Annotated in this window: 17 protein-coding genes; 7 read left to right on the plus strand and 10 right to left on the minus strand. The window is 60.9% G+C overall.

Translation table 11 applies throughout. The features are described from left to right. Positions 1-69: 69 nt before the first annotated feature. A complete protein-coding gene (locus Q0687_RS20580) occupies positions 70-2,481 on the minus strand; it encodes a tetratricopeptide repeat protein (protein WP_298880494.1) in 2,412 nt (803 codons plus the stop codon). Between the two features lie 300 nt (positions 2,482-2,781). Then, positions 2,782-5,250: an arylsulfatase gene (locus Q0687_RS20585; protein WP_298880726.1), complete on the minus strand. Its 2,469-nt coding sequence runs from the start codon at positions 5,248-5,250 to the stop codon at positions 2,782-2,784. A gap of 881 nt (positions 5,251-6,131) precedes the next feature. On the opposite strand from Q0687_RS20585, the gene Q0687_RS20590 reads away from it, so the two are divergent. Beyond that, positions 6,132-6,842, plus strand: coding sequence for an outer membrane beta-barrel protein (locus tag Q0687_RS20590; RefSeq protein ID WP_298880496.1), 711 nt, complete (start codon positions 6,132-6,134; stop codon positions 6,840-6,842). Positions 6,843-7,050: 208 nt separating this feature from the next. After that, on the plus strand, positions 7,051-7,422 hold the full coding sequence (locus Q0687_RS20595) for a hypothetical protein (protein ID WP_298880499.1): 372 nt from the start codon (positions 7,051-7,053) through the stop codon (positions 7,420-7,422). A 301-nt stretch (positions 7,423-7,723) separates the two neighbouring features. Here the strand turns inward: Q0687_RS20595 and Q0687_RS20600 are convergent, their stop codons facing one another. Further along, positions 7,724-8,698: a hypothetical protein gene (locus Q0687_RS20600; protein WP_298880501.1), complete on the minus strand. Its 975-nt coding sequence runs from the start codon at positions 8,696-8,698 to the stop codon at positions 7,724-7,726. Positions 8,699-8,970: 272 nt separating this feature from the next. Between Q0687_RS20600 and Q0687_RS20605 the strand changes: the two genes are divergently transcribed. Together Q0687_RS20605 and Q0687_RS20610 are read left to right on the plus strand one after the other, a co-directional pair. Continuing rightward, on the plus strand, positions 8,971-9,729 hold the full coding sequence (locus tag Q0687_RS20605) for a hypothetical protein (protein ID WP_298880504.1): 759 nt from the start codon (positions 8,971-8,973) through the stop codon (positions 9,727-9,729). Positions 9,730-10,131: 402 nt separating this feature from the next. Next, on the plus strand, positions 10,132-11,754 hold the full coding sequence (locus Q0687_RS20610) for an ABC-F family ATP-binding cassette domain-containing protein (RefSeq protein WP_298880507.1): 1,623 nt from the start codon (positions 10,132-10,134) through the stop codon (positions 11,752-11,754). Positions 11,755-11,843: 89 nt separating this feature from the next. On the opposite strand, the gene Q0687_RS20615 is transcribed toward Q0687_RS20610, so the two are convergent. After that, entirely contained in the window at positions 11,844-12,800 is a 957-nt protein-coding gene (locus tag Q0687_RS20615; RefSeq protein ID WP_298880510.1) for a hypothetical protein, read from the minus strand. 152 nt (positions 12,801-12,952) lie between these two features. On the opposite strand from Q0687_RS20615, the gene Q0687_RS20620 reads away from it, so the two are divergent. Continuing rightward, positions 12,953-13,828 carry an MBL fold metallo-hydrolase gene (locus Q0687_RS20620; protein ID WP_298880512.1) on the plus strand — a complete coding sequence of 292 codons (876 nt, stop codon included), beginning with the start codon at positions 12,953-12,955 and terminating at the stop codon, positions 13,826-13,828. 11 nt (positions 13,829-13,839) lie between these two features. Here Q0687_RS20620 and Q0687_RS20625 read toward each other — a convergent pair whose 3' ends face one another. The 3 genes from Q0687_RS20625 to Q0687_RS20635 form a co-directional block, all read right to left on the minus strand. After that, complete coding sequence (locus Q0687_RS20625) at positions 13,840-14,931, minus strand: type II asparaginase (protein ID WP_298880515.1); 1,092 nt, start codon at positions 14,929-14,931, stop codon at positions 13,840-13,842. 249 nt (positions 14,932-15,180) lie between these two features. Next, positions 15,181-15,429: a hypothetical protein gene (locus Q0687_RS20630; protein ID WP_298880517.1), complete on the minus strand. Its 249-nt coding sequence runs from the start codon at positions 15,427-15,429 to the stop codon at positions 15,181-15,183. A gap of 92 nt (positions 15,430-15,521) precedes the next feature. Then, positions 15,522-16,409, minus strand: coding sequence for a dienelactone hydrolase family protein (locus Q0687_RS20635; protein WP_298880520.1), 888 nt, complete (start codon positions 16,407-16,409; stop codon positions 15,522-15,524). Positions 16,410-16,569: 160 nt separating this feature from the next. Between Q0687_RS20635 and Q0687_RS20640 the strand changes: the two genes are divergently transcribed. Both Q0687_RS20640 and Q0687_RS20645 read left to right on the plus strand, forming a co-directional pair. After that, complete coding sequence (locus tag Q0687_RS20640) at positions 16,570-16,734, plus strand: hypothetical protein (RefSeq protein WP_298880523.1); 165 nt, start codon at positions 16,570-16,572, stop codon at positions 16,732-16,734. 134 nt (positions 16,735-16,868) lie between these two features. Continuing rightward, positions 16,869-17,072 (plus strand): hypothetical protein, encoded by a 204-nt coding sequence (locus Q0687_RS20645; protein WP_298880526.1) that lies wholly within the window; start codon positions 16,869-16,871, stop codon positions 17,070-17,072. Between the two features lie 47 nt (positions 17,073-17,119). Here the strand turns inward: Q0687_RS20645 and Q0687_RS20650 are convergent, their stop codons facing one another. Genes Q0687_RS20650 through Q0687_RS20660 form a run of 3 tightly spaced genes read right to left on the minus strand, consistent with a single transcriptional unit; the run spans position 17,120 to position 19,720 of the window. Next, positions 17,120-18,238: an HD domain-containing phosphohydrolase gene (locus Q0687_RS20650; protein WP_298880529.1), complete on the minus strand. Its 1,119-nt coding sequence runs from the start codon at positions 18,236-18,238 to the stop codon at positions 17,120-17,122. 58 nt (positions 18,239-18,296) lie between these two features. Beyond that, complete coding sequence (locus Q0687_RS20655) at positions 18,297-18,617, minus strand: PilZ domain-containing protein (RefSeq protein ID WP_298880530.1); 321 nt, start codon at positions 18,615-18,617, stop codon at positions 18,297-18,299. Continuing rightward, entirely contained in the window at positions 18,614-19,720 is a 1,107-nt protein-coding gene (locus Q0687_RS20660; protein ID WP_298880532.1) for a DUF2336 domain-containing protein, read from the minus strand. Before Q0687_RS20660 ends, Q0687_RS20655 begins: the two co-directional genes overlap by 4 nt. Positions 19,721-19,723 lie beyond the last annotated feature (3 nt).

The raw sequence follows: 19,723 nt of genomic DNA on the forward strand, positions 1-19,723 counted from the left end.
ATCATGGCACGGTCGGCTCGGTGATGTCCCTGCGCGGATAAGCCGGGTTACAAGTCCATTGAATCGTCCTTACTGCCGGAGCTGCTTGATCAGCACATCGATTTCGCGATCGCCGGGCATCAAGCGCGAAAGTCGCTCGGCATAGCTCAACGCGCCTGCGGCATCACCCTTTTCCCGACTCAGGATGATTGCTGCAGAAAGCGCGTCCCGATCATTCGGATGCATTTTCAAGCTGTTCCTCAGGACCGCAAGCGCGTCGTCGCGTCGGCCTGCCGAATGCAGAGCGATGGCATATACGTACGCGTAGCGCGCCTGACCGGGATCGAGGGAAGCCGCTTGACTTAGTTCTTCGAGCGCCGCCTCATTGCGCTTCTCGCGAACGAGCGTCAAACCAAGCGCGTGATGCAGGGAAGCGTCCTTCGCTGCCCCCGCGAGAGTCTCCCGCAGGACGCGCTCGCCATCGATGTCGCGTCCAAGCTGGCGAAATACGTCGGACAAATTGATGGCGGCCGCTGCAAACGAGGGATCAAGCCGGAGCGCAGCCCTATATTCGGTCTCCGCCGCGGTCGTATTGGCCTGTCGCGCAAAGAAACTGCCGAGCGCAGTATGCGCGTCCGGCCGATCGGCGTTCAGCTTCTGCGCCGCCACGAATTCGGCTGCGGCTTGCTCAAACCGGTCGCGATCGACGGCAGGCCGTTGAGAGGCAGGTACAGTCACAAGAAGCTCGGCCGCGCGGATGCGTACGCCGCGAACCGGATCGCTCAATTGCTCGGAGGCGAGCGGCCAGAGTTGACCAGTCGGTGCCCCTTCCGACCCATCGAGCGCTCCCAGCCTGACGAGCGGATCGGGATCTGAAAGTCCGCGGCGGATCAGATTGAGATCAGGGGAGGGCAGTTCAGCGAGCGCACTGGCGCGGGCAATGCCGGCGGCATCGCCTGACGCGGCGACGGCGGTCAGAAGGGTCTGCGCATCGACCGCCTCGTTCCAGGCGGCATGAAAAGCACGGGCATAGGTCTGATAGCCATGCCGCTCCGGCCCGAACCAGGTTTGGATCTGTTGGGCCGCCCAAGCCGCGGGCTTGTCGCGATGGCAGTCGTTGCATGCATTAGGCACGCCTGTTTCGACGGAGAGATCGGGACGCGGAATGCGGAAACCATGGTCGTGGCGGCGGTCGACGACCATGTAGCGGCGCTCGGGCATGTGGCAGGAGGCACAAGCCAGCTGCGGGGAGATGCCCGCGTGATGGCGATGCGCATCGGATTCATACTTGCCCGGCGTATGACACTGCGCGCAGACGCCGTCGCCGGGCGCCTTCAGAGCCGCGCTATGCGGATCGTGGCAGTCGCTGCAGGTCACTCCCTGGGCGTACATCTTGCTCTGCTTGAACGGCGCGTAATTGTAGGTCTCCTCGTCGTCCCGCATCTGGCCGTCGGCATGGAAGCGCTGCTGATCGAGCAGCGACACCCGGTGGGTTTCGGAGAGCGGCCGTCCTGGGATCCAATCCTCGGACAACTGACCGCGGCGGGCATGACATCGGCCGCAGGTCTCGACCTCCTTGCGCAGGCTTGCGGCGGGCGCGCTGCGCTTTGGGCGCAACGTGTCCGACTCGGTGGACCAGATGATCCCCGTTCGCTCATCGAATTTGACGAGCAGCCCGTTGTCCATACCGCGCGCGGCGGGCTTCTGGTGCGCCCACGCAACGTGGCGCGAACCTTCTCCATGACAGCCCTCGCAGCCGACGCTGATCTCGGCAAAGCTCGTCGCGAAGCGGTTGTTCGCGGCATCGTAGTTCTTGTGCACGCCGGTCGAATGACACTCGGAGCACATGAAATTCCAGTTCTGGTTCAGCTTCGTCCAGTGCAGCGGGTCGCTGCTGGCAATGGCTGCATCCGGGTAGAGGTGAAACCAACGCTGGCCGCCGAGGTCCTTTGCTCGTGTGTCCCAGGCGATCGACAGCGCTTGAACACGACCGTCCGGGAATTCGATGAGATATTGCTGCAGCGGCTCGACACCGAAGGTGTACTTGATCTCGAAAATGGCAAGCTTTCCGTCTGGACCGTCGGTCTCGACGAGAAATTTCTTTCCGTCGCGAAAAAAGCGCGAGCGCGTGCCGGCATATTCGAAGGACACGTCGTTGAAATTGCCGCGCACGGACTGTTCGGTTGCATGCTCCATGGCGTGCCGGTGTTGCGAGGTCTGCCAGAGCTTTGCTTCGTTCTGATGGCATCCGCTGCAGGCTTGGCTACCGACGAACCTGAATTCGGCCGCCTTAGAGGGCTCGATCGGGGTATCCGAGCCCTTAAACCAGAACAACGCCCCTGAGATCATGAGAAGCAGAACCAGGCCAGTGCCGATTGCCAGGGCAGGTATGTTCTTACGGCCGACAGTCTGGGTTTGCGGGGGCGCACCGGAAGTAGGAGGATGGTGCGCATCGGCGCGTGGTTTCTGACGTCTGCGATTCTTTCCGGAGCCCTTTGCCACGTCGTTTACCGACCCGAGACTTCACGACCCCTTTGGATTACACGCGCAAATCGTGTTCGTGAAGCGCGATTCTTGTTTCGCGGGCGAGATCGATCAGGGAAACGCAGACCATCAGGAGAGCCGCCATGAACAGCACTGAAAAGCCATGCTCATGGGCCTGGCGGACTTCATGAGCGCTCTCTCTCCATTCCTTGCAGTGGTGGATCAACCACGGTGCTAAGGCGACAGGGAGGTCGGCACCCCAGGCGTTTGAGCTCGATAGAGTAGGGGCGCGTGATTTGATCGCGCCCCAGTCTTGGTTCACTCGCGGGCTGCGGCAGCCTTCTGCTTGGCCTGCTCGAGCTTCTTGATGTCGTCCGGGGTCAGCTTCGGCCGATCGATCGTCAGCGTGATTTTTCTGATCTTGGCGGTCAGATTGAACGGCGGCTGATAGTCAGCGTCGTTCACGCCGGTCAGCGTATCGGAACCGATGTCGAGGCTTTCGTCGAACTGCAGGATGAACGGGAGCGTGTGCTCCATGGTCTGCGTCGCCACGTTCTTCCCGTCCACCATCAGTACACCGGTGCCGCCTTGGCCGAGGCCAGCGTAGCTTCCGAAAGCCATCGTCGCCGCACCCATCCCTTCGTACTTGAAGACGAACTCCAGCGTATGCTTGCCCGCCGCCAGCACATCGGGGCTTTCCCATTGGACATGCTTCAGGCCGACCAGGTTCCAGACGAACTTCGGCTTTCCCTTGAGTAGATAGAAGCCGTAGCCGCCAAATCGCCCGCCCTGCGTGATCAGCATGCCTTCGCCGCCGTCTTGCGGGACATCGATTTCTGCCTTGAAGCTATACGACGAGTTTAGAATAGATGGTGCATCGCCGTTGGGGATGCCGGCGAGCGGCCCCGTCCAGGTGAATACGTCGCGACCCGCCGTGATGCTGGGCTTTGGCACGATTGCGCGCGCGACGAGGGAGTTGTCGAGCGGAAGAACCTGATACTTCTTCGCCTCCTGCTCGAAGACTGCCGTTAGCTCCTTCAATTTCGCGGGGTTCTTCGCCGCGAGATCGTCCGCCTGCGTCCAGTCGTTGCGAAGGTCGTAGAGCTCCCACTGCGTGGTCGCGAGGTTCAGAGGCGGCGCTGTATTTTCCCACGGCTTGCGCCCGACCTTGTTGGCAGCAAACCAACCCTCGTGGTAGATGCCACGGTCGCCCATCATCTCGAAGTACTGAGTCTTGTGCGCCGACGGTGCGTTCGCGCTTTTCGCGTCGAAGGAGTACATCATGCTGACGCCCTCGATCGGGCTCTGCTTGATGCCGTCGACCATGGTCGGCTGCTTGATCTTCGCCGCCTCGAGAATCGTCGGCGTGATGTCGATCATGTGGTGGAACTGATTACGGATGCCACCCTTGTCCTTGATGACCGCCGGCCAGGAGATCGCCATGCCCTGGCGGATCCCGCCGAAGTGGGACGCGATCTGCTTGGTCCACGAGAATGGCGTGTCGAACGCCCAGGCCCACGGCAAGGCCATGTGGTTATAGGTCTTGTCGGTGCCCCAGACATCGTAGAAGTACTTTAGCTGCTCCTCGACGTTGGGGTTGACGCCGTTGAACATTGCGATCTCGTTCGGCGTGCCGATCATGGTACCCTCGGCACTCGTTCCGTTGTCGCCTTCGATATAGATAATCAGCGTGTTGTCGAGCTTGCCCATGTCCTCGACGGCCTGGATCACGCGGCCGATCTCGTGGTCGGTGTAGGCGACGTAGGCGCCGAACACGTCGGCCTGCTTCGTGAACAGCTTCTTCTCATCTGCTGAAAGAGTGTCCCATTCCTTGAGCATGTCGCTGGGCCAGGGAGTGAGCTTGGCATTTTGAGGAATGACGCCGAGCTTCTTTTGGTTTGCGAAGATCTGCTCGCGCAGTTTGTTCCAGCCCTGGTCGAACAGGTGCATGCCACCGATCTTGTCGATCCACTCTTTCGTGGGATGGTGCGGCGCGTGCGTCCCGCCAGGGACATAGTAGACGAAGAACGGTTGCTCCGGCGTGAGCGCGCTCATGCGCTTCATATAGTCGATTGCGTCGTCCGCCATCGCCGTGGTCAGATTCCACGTTCCCGGAGGTTGGCCCTGGAACGGGTAGATCTGCGTCGTGTTACGGAAGAGATTGGGCTGCCACTGGTTGGTATCGCCGCCCACAAAACCGTAGAAGTATTCGAATCCCATGCCGACGGGCCACTGATCGAACGGACCTGCCTGGCTCGCCTGGAATTCCGGCGTATTATGATTTTTGCCGAACCATGATGTGTGATAGCCGTTGTCCCGCAGGATCCGGCCTACCGTCGCTTTGTCACGACTGATGATGCTATTGTAGCCGGGAAAGCCGGTCGCCTGCTCGGACACTACGCCAAACCCCGCCGAGTGGTGGTTGCGGCCAGTGATAAGCGCTGCCCGCGTCGGCGAGCAGAGTGCGGTGGAATTGAAGTTGGTATAGCGCAGGCCATTCTGCGCAATGCGGTCGAGTGCGGGTGTGGGGATCACACCTCCGAACGTGCTCGGCACGCCGAAGCCGGCATCGTCAGTCATGATGAGGAGGACGTTGGGCGCGCCCTTCGGCGGCACAACACGCGCCGGCCAATATGGCTTCGATTGGGGTGCAAGCTCTTCGATCTTGCCGCCGAATTTTTGTGGCGGCGGGGGGAGCTGATCGCCTGGGATCGTGATGGTCGCGGCTGGTGACCCCAGAGGGGGCGCAGTGGGTTGCGCTTGCTGTGCAAGCACGGGAGCAGACATTGCTGCGCTCAAGAACAACACGGAAATAATTGCGCGTGAATTCATTGCAGACCTCCCAAGAGGTGCGCGCAAAAGCGCTAATGTTATCATTTGCAGCCATTCGGTAGCGCGCCGCGTTGATGCAAATCAACGAAGCGATCCCGGCGCGTGATTGCCACCGCAGCCGGTATTCGATTGCCTCGCTCGAATTCGCTGGGAAGATTTTGCGAAATCAGAGCCGAAAAGAGTCTTGATCCGGATCAACGGAAGAAGCTGGTGAGGCGGCAATATAAAAAAGCGGTGTTGGATGATGCGCGCTAGCTCATGTTCGTTCACAAGCTGAATCAACCCATTGCGGGTACCACGCTAGTCATCAGCGTTCTCGTCGTGCTGTCGCTCGTCATTTGGCGACAGCATTCCACAGAGGAAGGCATTGCCGTCAAGAGCGATCGTCTGGAGCAACGCCCAATCGGAATCGAGTCTCGTGATGTAGGTTGCACGCATACTGCTTGGCCCCTTGGATGCGGTTGGCAGCTGCCGGTCGACAATGGGCTGACGAGAAGGCATTCGCCGACAAAAACGCAGCGGCGGCCCTGGTTCTGGCGGCTCCTGTCTTGACGGGCTGCGCTGTTGAGCGCCGCGCTGCAAAGCCATATTCGAGCGATCGTATCGCAAAAGCATTGTGCTGGCCGCGGCGGCACACATGCGTACCTTTGTCGGCAGGTCAGGCAAGCCGTCGGCGTCCTCACTCACGGAACATTTGATTTGCGTCAACGCGCGGTTGCAAGCCGCGTGGCTGGCTACACTCATTCGCCTGTACTGAATGCAGACGCCGGTGCTTGGGGGAGTGTCCGCGTGCACCCGGTCGAGAAAGTCATGGACACGACATTCAGGGGTATAAAATGAAACAGATTCTGAAGTCGCTCGCGATCGGCTTGACGTTGCTCGCTCCATTTGGAGTGAAAGCCGCAGATCTCACGGTGAAGGCGCATCCAGTAGCGCCCGTTGCCGCTGTGTACAATTGGACAGGCTTCTACATCGGTGTGAACGGTGGCTATGGTTGGGGGCAGCAAGATCCGCTCAACCTGATCTCAAGCCGGTTTGACCGTACCAATTTCGACCTCAACGGAGGCTTCATCGGAGGCACGGCCGGCGCGCAAATCCAGCAGGGCAACGTGGTGCTCGGTGTCGAAAGCGATATCGACTGGGCAAACATCAAAGGCTCCGGTGTGGTTATTCCCGCAGTCGCGGGCGTTCCTGCCGGCATCACGCTGAATCTGACGACCAAGACCGACGCCATCATCACCGCACGTGCACGGTTCGGTATGGCCCTGAACAACTTCCTGCTCTACGGGACAGGCGGCGCCGCGTTCCTGCGCGAAACTGCAAATGGCACCAGTATCGCGGGCGTGCCTTGCGGAACGGCCGGCGTCCTGGTCGGCTGCACCGAGTCACATTGGCGCCCCGGGCTCGCCGCTGGCCTTGGAGCGGAATATGCCTTCACGCCGAATTGGACCGTGAAGGGGGAATATCTTTACATCTCCGCCGCCGGCACTGGCGCGAGCAAAGATCAGCTCAACCTGGTTCGCTTCGGTGCGAACTACAAGTTCTGAAACCCGGTAATCAGTCGGAGCTGCTGTCTCACGGCCGCAGCTCCGATAACCAGCTCGCGCAATCCATATTCGCGGTCTGCCGTTGTTCAGGCCAAGCAAAACGTCCTCGTCAGACAACATCTTTTCGATCACGGCAATACCAGCAATTTCAGGTCCGATTGGCCAGCCCCGCCGGCTCAACCGGGACAGTTTTAGAAGGGAGAGACAGATGAAAGCGATATTGTTTTCACTCGCGATGCTCGGAAGCCATTCATTGGTGCCGGTTTCCGATCGCGTTCCCGAATTGAAGGTCGAGGCCCTCTGCACGGCGACGTCCGAAACCGACAAGGCGATGGGGCTCGCGTTGGCTCAGAGCTTCTCGGACTGCATGCGTGACGAGGTCTCGGCACAACAGCAACTAGCCACAGTCTGGTCGTCGACGAAGCCCGCCGTCCGCGACGGTTGCGAGGGTGAGGCGACCTCAGGCGGAATCCAAAGCTACGTCGATCTGCTCACCTGCATCCAGATGACCGATACCGCGAGTACGCTGGCTTCGGCTTCGCCGCTGAGAGGCGCCAGCAAGAACAGAAACAGGAAATAAGAGATTGTTTCCGGGAGCAAGATCATGATCATCAACCGTCTTTCGCTCGTTGCTGCCTTGGCAGCCGCAATCATCGGCTCGGGCGCCTCGGCCCAGACGATCAACCTCACGGGCGTCTACAAATGTATTCAGATGTGCCGGGGGGACCTTCCGGCCTACGTCACCCAGAATGGGACTGAATTGAACCTGTTGACCGAAGCCGGCGTACCATCCCGGGCTTGGCCCGATTGGTATTCGCCGGCTAACCGGATTTGGGTCGATGCGTTCAATCTAAGCGCAGTCTATTCACCGGATGGAATGCTTATCCAGTTTGACAATGGGACGATTTGGCAGCGGGATTTGCCTCCGGCGCCGCCTGTCCGCGGTCGACCTTAGGGGCGGGCGGGGCTCTATCTGACCATTCACGCATCGTGACCAGATTGACCGCATCGGTCAGGTACATCCCGACCGCGAGCCCGCGGTCATAGCTTGCCCAGAAGCGCGGAAGAATCTCGATGTTGCGCCCGCCGCGTCCGACGATCCTGACGAGCCCGGCGGCCTCGGCGGAGATCATCAGGTTGCGGACGTGGGTTCGCGAAACGCCGAAGCGGTCGGTGGCCTCGATATAGGGCACGGCGGCGCTCGGGTCGCCCAAATCCATCGCAGCCTTCAACACTGCATTCTGGATCAAGGGTCCGGCGGCATGTCCAAAGAACAGCAACGTGTCCGGCAGCGTCATCATCAGGCGGGCCGCGGCAGGATTGAAGGGCACCGATCGGCTGCAGTGAAGGAGGTAGAAGTCCCGGTCGCGCGCAAATATCGGGCCGTAATCATGATCCGGATACAGCGTCGCAAGGGGCACGAAATGCGCAACCAGCCATTCGATGTGATGCGCGCGCAGCTTCTCAGTAGTCGCCAGCAATCGGACGCGGCCGTCACTGGGGGCTCTGCGCAAGTCGAGAAACCCGACCTCCCGCAATCGCGCGATCAGATGATCCGCCTGCCGGTCGCTCGCGTAGCCGAACAGGGCAAGCTGCTGCTTGAGGGCGCCGACGGTGAACCAGGTCTCACGTCGGGAAGGGTCCTGGGCGGCCTCGAGGACGGCCGCGCAATGGAAGACGAAAAACCGGCCCGCCTCCAGCAAAAGCCGAACCAGGAATGGTTCGCCCTCATACACGTTCAGGAAGCTTGCCAGATATTCGCGCCGCGCCTCGGACAGGCGAGGGTGCTGCACGATCTCATCGAGTGTTAGCCGCAGCCGGTCTCCAACGAGACGCTCCAGTTCGTCCTGCTCCAAATCCGCCCCCATCCTGACGCGCGGAGACTATACGAGACGCGAGACGATACACGCAATCTTTTCCACTCAATCTTGAGTAGAAGCGACTAGATTGTTCGCGATTGCTCGGCGCTGGCGCGGCTTAGGATGGTTTCATCGAAGCAGCGACCAGCTCCGTGCGGCAGCGCAGGATTTTGCGTGAAGCCGGCAGCGATCTTCTTGAACTGACGAACCTGAATATTTCGATAACCGCGATTACTACTTAAAATAGTATTTCAACGATCATTCCTGTCATGGAGTTCATCAAGATGCTTGATACAACCACGAATTATCCTGTTGTCCCCGAACTCGCAAACGTCAACAGCCAGCCGCCCGATCGATCCGACTATGTCGAGCTCGAAAGCGTGGAGCGGCACCTGGTCATGTGGGCCAATTCCGACAACTCGGGCAAGGAAGCCTATGTCTGCGACAAGCCCAACACGACGCTGCCAAACACCACCGCGATCATCGAGAATTACTGGGACGGCGGCGGCGCGCCGGACTATCAGTTGGTCTTGCGGCAGTTCTGGCGCCCCGTCGGAAAGTCGTACCATCGGATTCCGGTGGGCAATACCCTGACGATCAGTGTCTCGAAAACCCAGGGCGTATCTTCGACCGTTTCACAGTCGATCACGGCATCGCTGGGCATCTCGTATGGCGCGCTGAGCGCCGAGATCTCTGCGACGTTCTCGACCTCAGTGACGACCAGCGAGGAAAGTACCTACACGGAGACGGTCCAGATCGAGCCGCCGGCGAATGGAATGGTCCGAGTCTGGATGCTGTGGCAACTGGTGCACGAGATCGTTGCGATCCGCAGTGACGGCACGGTGCTTCCGAAGGGAGACCGTCAGCACGCAAATCGCAAGGCCGATGTTGCGTGGAACGGGCCCGGTCACTACAGCAGCGGGGCGTGGGTCAGCTACGATGAAACATCCTGGTTGTTCCCATCCGAAACATTCGTGGCCTACCAGAAGGACTTCCCCGCACGCGCGGCTCACGGCAGGTTGCGCTAGGCTCCAGCAAGCGCAGCGCGGATCAGCGGTGCATCCGTGACGGGATTTTCCCGCCACGGCATGCGCCGCGACGTCCTGATGAGGCTTGTCAGAGGATAGGATCGATCAGCGCCGCGTGACGATTACGCGTATCTCTCAACCAAGGAGATCATCCACTTCCGCGAAACAGAATGCCGGCTCGGCCAACAGCCAGGAGAGCGGATCGCGGCAGTAGCGGTTGCGAGCCCGTAAGAGGGGAACCGTCAAGACAGGGGGCGGTGGGGCCGTCTTGATGCGGCCCGCGGCGCCGAGCGGCGATTCCAGGCGAACCAACGGGGCCAAAATCCGTACGCCGCCGGGCTTCCCTTGGGCGAGGGCATGGCCTATTACGCTGCAACGCAAAAATTCCCCCAAAAAGACCCCATGATCCGCCTCGACAACGTCAGCAAGCAAGCCGGCCACCAGATCCTGTTCATCGAAGCCTCCGCCGCCCTCAACAAGGGCGAGAAGATCGGGCTCGTCGGCCCGAACGGCGCGGGCAAGACCACCCTGTTCCGGATGATCGCGGGTGAGGAACTGCCCGACGAGGGCCAGGTCTCGACCGATCGCGGCATCACCATCGGCTATTTCAACCAGGATGTCGGCGAGATGTCTGGCCACAGCGCCGTCGCCGAGGTGATGAATGGCGCCGGTCCCGTCAGCGAGGTCGCGGCTGAGTTGCGCGAGCTCGAAGCCGCCATGGCCGACCCTGACAAGGCCGACCAGATGGACGAGATCATCGCTAGATATGGAGAGGTGCAGCACGCTTTCGAGGAGCTCGACGGCTACGCGCTCGACGGTCGCGCGCGCGAAGCGCTGTCCGGCCTCGGCTTCAGCCAGGAGATGATGGACGGCGACGTCGGCAAGCTCTCGGGCGGCTGGAAGATGCGCGTGGCGCTGGCCCGCATTCTGCTGATGCGCCCCGATGTGATGCTGCTCGACGAGCCGAGCAACCATCTCGATCTCGAGAGCCTGATCTGGCTGGAGAAGTTTTTGCACGATTACGAAGGCACGCTCTTGATGACCTCGCATGACCGCGAGTTCATCAACCGCGTCATCTCCAAGGTGATCGAGATCGATTCCGGCTCGCTCACAACCTACACCGGCGACTACGAGTTCTACGAGCAGCAGCGGGCGATGGCCGAGAAGCAGCAGCAGGCGCAGTTCGAGCGCCAGCAGGCGATGCTCGCCAAGGAGATCAAGTTCATCGAGCGTTTCAAGGCGCGCGCCTCGCATGCCGCGCAGGTGCAGAGCCGGGTCAAGAAGCTCGACAAGATCGAGCGGGTCGAGCCGCCGCGCCGGCGCCAGACGGTGGCGTTCGACTTCCCGCCGGCGCCGCGCTCGGGCGAGGACGTCGTCGCCTTGAAGAACGTCTACAAGGGCTACGGCAACAAGCGCATCTATGACGGCCTGGATTTCATGATCCGCCGCCGGGAGCGCTGGTGCGTGATGGGCGTCAATGGCGCGGGTAAGTCGACCTTGCTCAAACTCATTGCCGGGGCAAGCGAGCCTGACGAGGGCACGGTGGCGCTCGGCGGCAGCGTCAAGATGGGCTATTTCGCCCAGCATGCGATGGACCTGCTCGATGGCGAGCGCACTGTGTTCCAGTCGCTGGAAGACCAATTTCCGACCGCGGGGCAGGGAAGCTTGCGCGCGCTTGCCGGCTGCTTCGGCTTCTCCGGCGACGATGTCGAGAAGCGCTGCCGGGTGCTCTCAGGCGGCGAGAAGGCGCGCCTCGTGATGGCCAAGATGCTGTTCGATCCGCCGAACTTCCTGGTGCTGGACGAGCCGACCAACCATCTCGACCTCGCCACCAAGGAAATGCTGATCAATGCGCTGGCGGATTTCGAAGGAACGATGCTGTTCGTCTCGCATGACCGCCACTTCCTCAGCGTCCTGTCGAACCGCGTGCTCGAGCTGACGCCCGAAGGCATCCACCAATATGGCGGCGGCTACACGGAATACGTCGCGCGCACCGGACAGGAGGCGCCGGGGCTGCGGAGCTAGGGCGGCTCTTTGGATTAGCCTTCGCTTCATCCGGCCAACAGCGAGCAATAAACTCGCTAGCCCAAATGTATTCATCGCGTCTTTTCAATTTATTCCGTCAGCGCGCGAGCTTGATCCTGCTTCCCTAGAATCTCCAAGCACCTCGCCCAATCGTCGTGATATTGCGTCAGTTTATGTGATCGATCTGCTTGAGCAAGTTGCTCGTCCGCCTTTGCACAGTTCTGTGTTGCTTCTGCCGTAGCGCCGGGTACTCTCGGATTCATCCCACGCATTGCGAGTGATAGATACATAATTCCCAGATTTGCGTGGGCTGGCCAATTTAAGGGCTCCATCGCAATTGCTTTTTCGCATTCCGTTTTTGCGTCATCGGTCTTGTTGAGCCGCGCGTAGATGGCGCATTTTAAGTTATGCGCATAATATTGATCTCTCCCATTCCTTATCATGTAGTCTAGGACTTCTAAAGTTCGTGCGAACGTCGTGGACGCGAGATCGTTCTCATCGTTGAACAGGCTGGCAGCGAGCACGTACGGATAGGCCAATTGCATCGCTAGTTCTGAACTTGCCGCCACAATTGCGTCGGCATCAGCGCTATCCCCGGTCGACTTGATCTTCGCAGTTAGATGCTTGCCGCCGGCAACCCTGAACGAAATGTGGAATTCCTTGTCAGTTCTGGTCACGCTCCCCGCAAGCTGATTGCTTGGTAGGGCGAAAACGTCTGAAATGAATTGGGCCGCCGATCTGGTCGTAAAGTCCGAGCCGGGTACCTTGGCCTCAATAGCTTCAACACCGATCGACTTTCGTGGGTAAGCCACATCGAAGCCACGATTTGCGTTCTCAGCGATGTCTTGGGTTCTATCCGATACTTTCTGGGCAAAGGTTTCTGATGTGTAACCCCACTGCTGCACAGAACTTGGGATGGAAATTTGCTCGATCGTTGGTCTGGGCCATATTACATTTTTCGTGATGACCGAAATTAACGTCAGCGCAAACAAGAATGATGCTTTGGCCGCGATGTTCTTTATCGCTCCGGCGACTCCCTCCAACATCAGGCTCTCCCAATGCAACTAAAAAATGATATTGTAGCAGTTTTCATTTGAAAGGGAGAATTGAATTCCTGATTGTGTGAGCTGAAATCTTGCCCGCTTGATCGTCTCGGGCGCCCCCGTTACGCTCTCTCAAAAAAGGGGAGCGAACAACCATGAGACAAGTTCGGATCGGCGACATCACCATCGATGCGGTGATCGAGCGGGAAGGGCCGTGGCGGCGGCCGCAGGATTTTTTCCCCGGATATGACGAGGCTGTGTTCGAGCGGCATCTGCCGACGATGGAGCCCGAGGTGTTCGACGCCGCGCGCGGCATGATGGTCATCACCTACCAGACCTTCGTGGTGCGGACGCCGCGCTATACCATCCTGGTCGACACCTGCACCGGCGAAGACAAGGGGCATCCGCCGCCGTTCGACTTTCCCGGCAAGGAGCGCTGGCGCAACGAATTGTTCGCGCTCGGGATCGGCTTCGAGCAGATCGACTATGTCTTCTGCACGCATCTGCACATCGATCACACCGGCTGGAATACGACGTTACGCGACGGCCGCTGGGTGCCGACGTTCCCGAACGCGAAATACGTCTTCCACAAGGGCGAGTACGCGGCCTGGGAGGCCGAGAACGCCAAAGGCAACAACCCGCCCGGCACCGTCTTCCGTGACAACTGCCTGCCCGTTGTCGAGGCGGGGCAGGCGCTGCTGGTCGACGACGACTATGCGCTCGATGACACCGTCACCTTGACGCCGACGCCGGGGCATTCGCCCTGCCATTGCTGCGTGAACATTTTCTCGAGGGGACAGCGCGCGGTGGTCGCCGGCGATCTCATGCATCACCAGATCCAGTGCCGCGAACCTGAATGGTCGTCGAAGCCGGATTGGGATGCCAAGCAGTCGGCAGTGTCGCGGCGGAAGTTCTTCGCTTCCGTCGCGGACACCGACACGCTGATCCTGCCGATCCATTTTCCGGCGCCGACGGTTGGATTGATCAAGCCGTTCGGCGCCGCGTTCGACTACCGCTTCAGGCGGGAATAGGTTCGGCTGCTCTAATACGTGTAGAACATCCGCTGGATTTCCTTGGTGTCCGATGTCTTGGTCAATGCCAGCATCAGCAGGATGCGCGCCTTCTGCGGATTGAGCGTATCGGAGACGACGAAATCGTGCTCGTCGTCCTTGGCTTCGCCGTTGCGCGCGACGATGCCGTTGCCGACGCGGCTGCTCCTGACGATCACGACACCCTTCTTGCGGGCCTCGTCGAGCGCCGGTTCGACCGCGGGCCTGGCCAGGCTGCCGTCACCGACGCCGGCATGCACGATCCCCTTGGCCCCGGCGGCGACGAAGGCGTCGACCGCAACCCGGTTCATGTTGGCATAGCCGTAGACGATGTCGACCTGTGGCAGGACATCGAGGTTGGACACGTCGAATTCGGAGTCCGCCGTATTCCGGCGCGTCGATTGACGATAGAAATACGGCTTGCTGCCCTGCATGTAGCCGAGAAAACCGAGCTCCGGCGTGCGGAAGGTGTCTGCCGTATAAGTGTTGGACTTGGTGACCTCGCGCGCGGCATTGATCTGATCGTTGAGAGCAACCAGCACGCCCTTGCCGACGGCTTCCTCGCTGCCGGCCAGGCTTACGGCGTTGTAGAGGTTGATCGGCCCGTCCGCGCTGATCGCCGTCGAGGGCCGCATCGCGCCGACCACGACGACAGGCTTCTTGCTCTTGACCACGAGGTCCAGGAAATAGCTGGTTTCCTCGATCGTGTCGGTGCCGTGCGTGATCACGATGCCGTCGACGTCGTCCTGTGCGAGCAGCGTGTTGACGCGCTTGGCGAGCTTCAGCCAGTAGTCATTGTTCATGTTCTCGCTGGCGATCTGGAAAACCTGCTCGCCCTTGACGTTGGCGACCGTCTTCAGCTCGGGAACGGCGTTCAGCAGGGTCTCGATGCCGACGGTGGCTGCGGTGTAGCCGACGACGGTGGTGCTGCTCGCTCCGCTGCCGGCGATCGTGCCGCCCGTGGCCAGAACCACGACATTGGGCAGGCCGGGGCCTCTCGCACTCGCAAGGTCAGGATTGACGAGCAGCGCAAAGACCACGCCCGTCGCCGCCAACATGTAATGACGCACTCGAAACTGCAACATCTCGACCACCCTTTGCTAGAAGTCTCGTGATGTGCCCCGCTTCGCTCAGCGATGCATGATCCGTCAGCCGAGGCATTCTGTCTAGGGTGGCGATGACATCGTCTTGCGCGCTCGGCGCGTGCTGCAGACTCTTCCGTAACGACCGGGCAAAGACAAGCAAATGGCCGAGACATCGAGCGCGAACACGCGCTTCCGCCCGGCCATCTCGTTGGTTTGCTGCTTGCCGAAAAGCTGCGAGCAGAGGGCGCCCTACGCGCCCATCTCGCACTTCTTCATGAAGCTGTTCTTGGCAGCGCCGGCGAGCGGCTTGCCGTCGGAGCCGACGGCCTTCGGCGTGCAGGCATCTTCCTTGCACTTCTTCATGAACGAGGTCTTGGCTGCGCCGGCGAGCGCCTTGCCGTCCTTGCCGACCGCCTTGCTTTCGCAGGTGTCGTCCGCAAGGGCCGAACCCGCCGCAAAGGTGGCGATGAGCGCAGCCAGGAAAATCCGTTTCTTCATTGCGTGTCTCCCTAAACCAAAAATGGCCTACGGATTGGAGCCCGGAATCATGGCGCAATCAAGCAGGATCGCGGCGCGTTATTGGCTCTCGCTCATTTTTTCCAGCCGTTGACGATAGCAATGGCCTTGACCAGAGCGTCGTCCATTGCCGCCTGATTCCCGGGAGCCGACTGCCGCCGCGCCGAGGGATCGTCGAAATCGTGGGTCGCGCCGGGGTAGACGGTGACGTCGATCGGGATGCCGTCGTGCCGGGACCGCTCGGCGACATGCTGGCAGATGATCGGCGAAACCTCCTCGTCGTCGGACCCGAGAAACATGGCGATCGGCACGCCGGCGAACAGAGTTGGCGCGAGCAGGGCGCTCTCTCCGCAGCCCGGATAGAACACGAGCGCGCCACGATAGCCCGCTTGGTGGCCTTGGCGGATCATCACGTTCAGCGCGGTGCTGCCGCCATTGGACCAGCCCTGAAGGTAGATCTGGCCGGCGACGACATCGCTACGAGCGCGCAGGTAAGCCAGCGCGCCTTCGGCATCGAGCGGACGCACGCTGAGCTCGTTGACATCGGCGCGATCGGGATCGTCATGGGTAAAGCGTCCGAAGCCGTGCGCCTTGCCGCGCGGACCGAAGCTGTCGGGCAAAAGGGCGAGAAAGCCGCGCGCCGACCAATATTCGCCCCACATCATGTGGCGTTTCGACAGCGTTCCGGCGTTGCAGGCCGAGACGATGGTGAGGCCGACATGAGTGCAGTCGGCATTGTCGTTGCTCGAATACGGCCCGCCGCGGCCGTGCAGCATCACGATTGCGGGCCAGGGACCGGGTCCGGCGGGTTGAAACAAATAGCCGACGAGCACCGTTCGGCCGTCGGCACTGGGGAAATAAACGGTCTGCGGTGCTGCGGAGGCAACGGCGACCGGCAGTAGCGTCGCGAGAAAGCTGATGAGCACAGCGATGAGGTAACGCAGCAAATTGCTCCGGTTCATTTGCAACGCGATCACATCCTGCGCCCCGGCAAGTTCGCCGAATAATTCCGTGACGAGGTTGAATCTGTTGCGCGTGGCAGAAGGCGTCCTCACAGGCTTCTTGGTCTTGCTTGGGGGTAGCATAGATTTCGCGCGCCGCATCGGCAACCGGTGGTGTTGCATGCGCTCCGACATCGTGCGCGAGGTCGCAAGGATACCGGAGAACGAAGTGATCATGACCTGCGTCGCGATGGGGTATCCCGATGACGTCTTTGCCGCGAATGCCGTGCGTTCGGATCGCGAGGGCAACGACGAGTTTGTGCGCTACGTCGGATTCGCCGACTGAGTAGCAGTGGTCACAGCAGATGATTCCCCGATGAAATTTTTCGTGCGGACTCGTAACGGCCTCTTGCAATCTCGATCGTGCAGGAGGAACAATACGCGGACTGTAGGGTTTGTTGCTGGCGCGAGGGAACTGACATGCGGCGGCTGGCTAGCCTGGTTCGATGGTTCTTCGGTCCGCGGATGCGGCATCCGATCGATGATGATCCCAGTCTTCCTTTTACCCCTGAAGAGTTCAGCAAGCTGATCCGCAGCGGCAAACGCGAGGACATGAAGCTGCTCGCCGAGGGACTGGCCTGTCGCTCGATCCCGCGCCGCATCAAATTCCGGGCAACGCACTAGAACGCGTTAACCTGCGACGTCATTCCGCCCCACGGATCGCGGGCGCGTTATCTTGAGAGTGCGACATCCCTGAAGGAGGTGACCAGCGCCTTCTCCAGTTTTCCCGTCATCCCGCAGAGAATATTATAGGCGTCGGCGCGCGGCATCGTCTGCTTGTAATGGCGGTGCTCGATCAGCGCGGCGAAGATGTCCGAGATCGTGAGAATGCGCACGATATCGTTGATGCTGCCGCCGGCCAGCGCATCGGGATACCCGCTGCCGTCGAGATATTCGTGATGGTGCCGGACCGCATCGAGAATCTCCGGCGAGATCTTCTCGTGGCCCTTGAGAAAGTCGTAACCCGCTACCGGATGCGTCTCGATCATGGTGCGCTCGTCGGCGTCGAGGCGCCCAGGCTTGTCCAGGATCGCGAGCGGGATCTGGGCCTTGCCGATGTCATGGAACATGGCCGCCGAATACAGCCGCTCAAGGTCGGCGCGTCCGACGCCGAGACTGAGGCCAAAGTCGATGGCGACGCCGGTCACCAGCAGGCAGTGCTGGTAGGTTCCCTCATGGTGGCGGCGCACGGTCGTGAGCCATTCGGACAGGCCATGCTCGGTGATCCGTTCGGCAATCTTGCGGCCGGCGTCCCTGGTGCCGTCGACGTCGAGCGGCTCGCCCATGGTGACGGCCGTGAACATCGACGCGATGGCGGTCGCCGCGGCCTCCACGGCGTTATCAGGCTGTGTCGAGCCGTCGGCTGAATTCGCTGCCGGCTCAGCCTCGGCCAGCGCGGCCAGCAGCCTGATCTTGTTGAGCGGGCCGGGCAGGACGAGGGTCGCCCCGAGCGCGTAGGCTTGCGAAACGCAGACATGCGAGGGGTGCTCGACCAGGAAGATGCGCTTGGTGGCCTTTGCCAGCCTGGTGGATCGCTTCTTGATCGCCGCGATGTTGTCGACGTCACGCAACTCCGCCCGGATCACGATGGCAAACGGCACCTGCGAAAGCTTGGCTTCCGCGTCAAGCCGCTCGCCCGCAACGGTGAACTGCTGCTCGAGTGCTGAGCAGATGCCGGACAATTTGTCGGAGGAATCGGCCAGCACATGCACGAAAGGGCGCACAGATTGCGCGGCTCGAATGCTGCCATCACGTTTGACGGGGCTGTTTATAGTTCGCGCGTTCTGCACGAAGGGCCTGGGCTATGCTGGAGTTGAACGAAGCTGATCATGTCTTGAACCCTTTTGACTACTGGCTCTGCGCGGCGGCAGCCTTCGCGTTCGCCGGTTTCTTCCTGCCATCGGCAGTGACGAAGTGAACACCGGCGGTGGTGCCGTCGATCCAGACCAGCTCGCAGCGCCGATAGGCCAGCCCCGTCGACGACAGCACCAGGAAGAATTCCTTGGCCTGCAGGACGTCGAGCGTACCCTCCACCTCGAGCTTGGCACCTGTTTGCGACACGTCGAGCAGCATACAGCTGCGCCGCCAGGTGCCGTCCGAACCCATCAGATTGACGGGTTGCCGGTGGTCCATTTTCACGCGAGCGTCCTTGCGGCCATCGAATTTCATCGGCTATTCCCCATTTTCGTGGCGCGATGTCCCGGATCGCGTGTGTTTGCGCCGGCTGCGATTTCCCCCCAGCGCACCGTCCACTGGCTGGTCGACAAGAGAAGCGTGTCAAAGATCAGTTGCGCCCGTTCGCGCTGGGCGAAGGAAAGCCGTGCGCCGCCGCGGTTGCTCAGGATCGCGAGCGTGGTCGCCCAGTTCAGGCGCGAGGCCCGACAAGCCATCACCAGGCCCTCGCAATCCTCGTCCATCAAGACATGCTCAACGATCTCGATCGGCGCGCCTGACAGCACCGACAAAGCGGTGAGCAGACTGGCGGTCTCGCCGCGGATGGCAAAGCGATTCACCGTGGAATCGTTCAGCTTGCCGACACGGTTGAGGGCGACGATCTCGGGTCTTGCGCTCGCGTAGTCGTCGGCGGACGGCAGCTTCTGGGGATTTGGCACTGCCTCCTGCGCAGGCGGAACGGAGGATGCGTTGGGCTTGGCCGGCGCTGTCTTGCGAGATGGGGCCGCGAGCAACTTCCGCACGACCTGGTCGGGGATGCCGGGCCGAAGCACCAGCGCTTTCGCGATCTCGCCATCCTGGTCGGCCCCGGCGATCAGCCGGGCATAGGCAGAATCGGAGAATTGTGTTCCAGGATTCTTGATCAGTGCGAGGCAGATCTGGTCGCCCCGTGCCATCAGCGCCTCGGTCACATCAGGCTCGATACAGTCGCGCGCCACGATCGCGCGCAGGTGCCGCTCTCCGCAGGAGGCCGCAATCGCTGCGAGGTCGGCCGTGGCGAGGGCCTGCGATTTGAGCAGGACGGGACATGCCACGTCCGGGTCATTGTGCGACGCAAGACGTCGCAATGTCTCGGGCGGTGCCACTTTGAGCTCTGCAAGTGCGGTGCTGAGTTGGATCAGCGCGCCGGTCTCGACCCGCTCCGTCAGGCGAAGCAGCACGCCGTCAACGACATTCGCGAGCAATTCCGCAGACCGATCACGACTGCCGGAGAGCAGCTGCATGATGCCTTCGAGGATGCGGGCGCAGCGATCCAGCGGACATGCTGCGACCGCGTCTTCCAGTTCAACCAGAATATCGGCAGGCGAATTTGCCATCATGGC

Origin of the sequence: uncultured Bradyrhizobium sp., from assembly GCF_936928535.1 — a bacterium.
Lineage (GTDB): Bacteria > Pseudomonadota > Alphaproteobacteria > Rhizobiales > Xanthobacteraceae > Bradyrhizobium.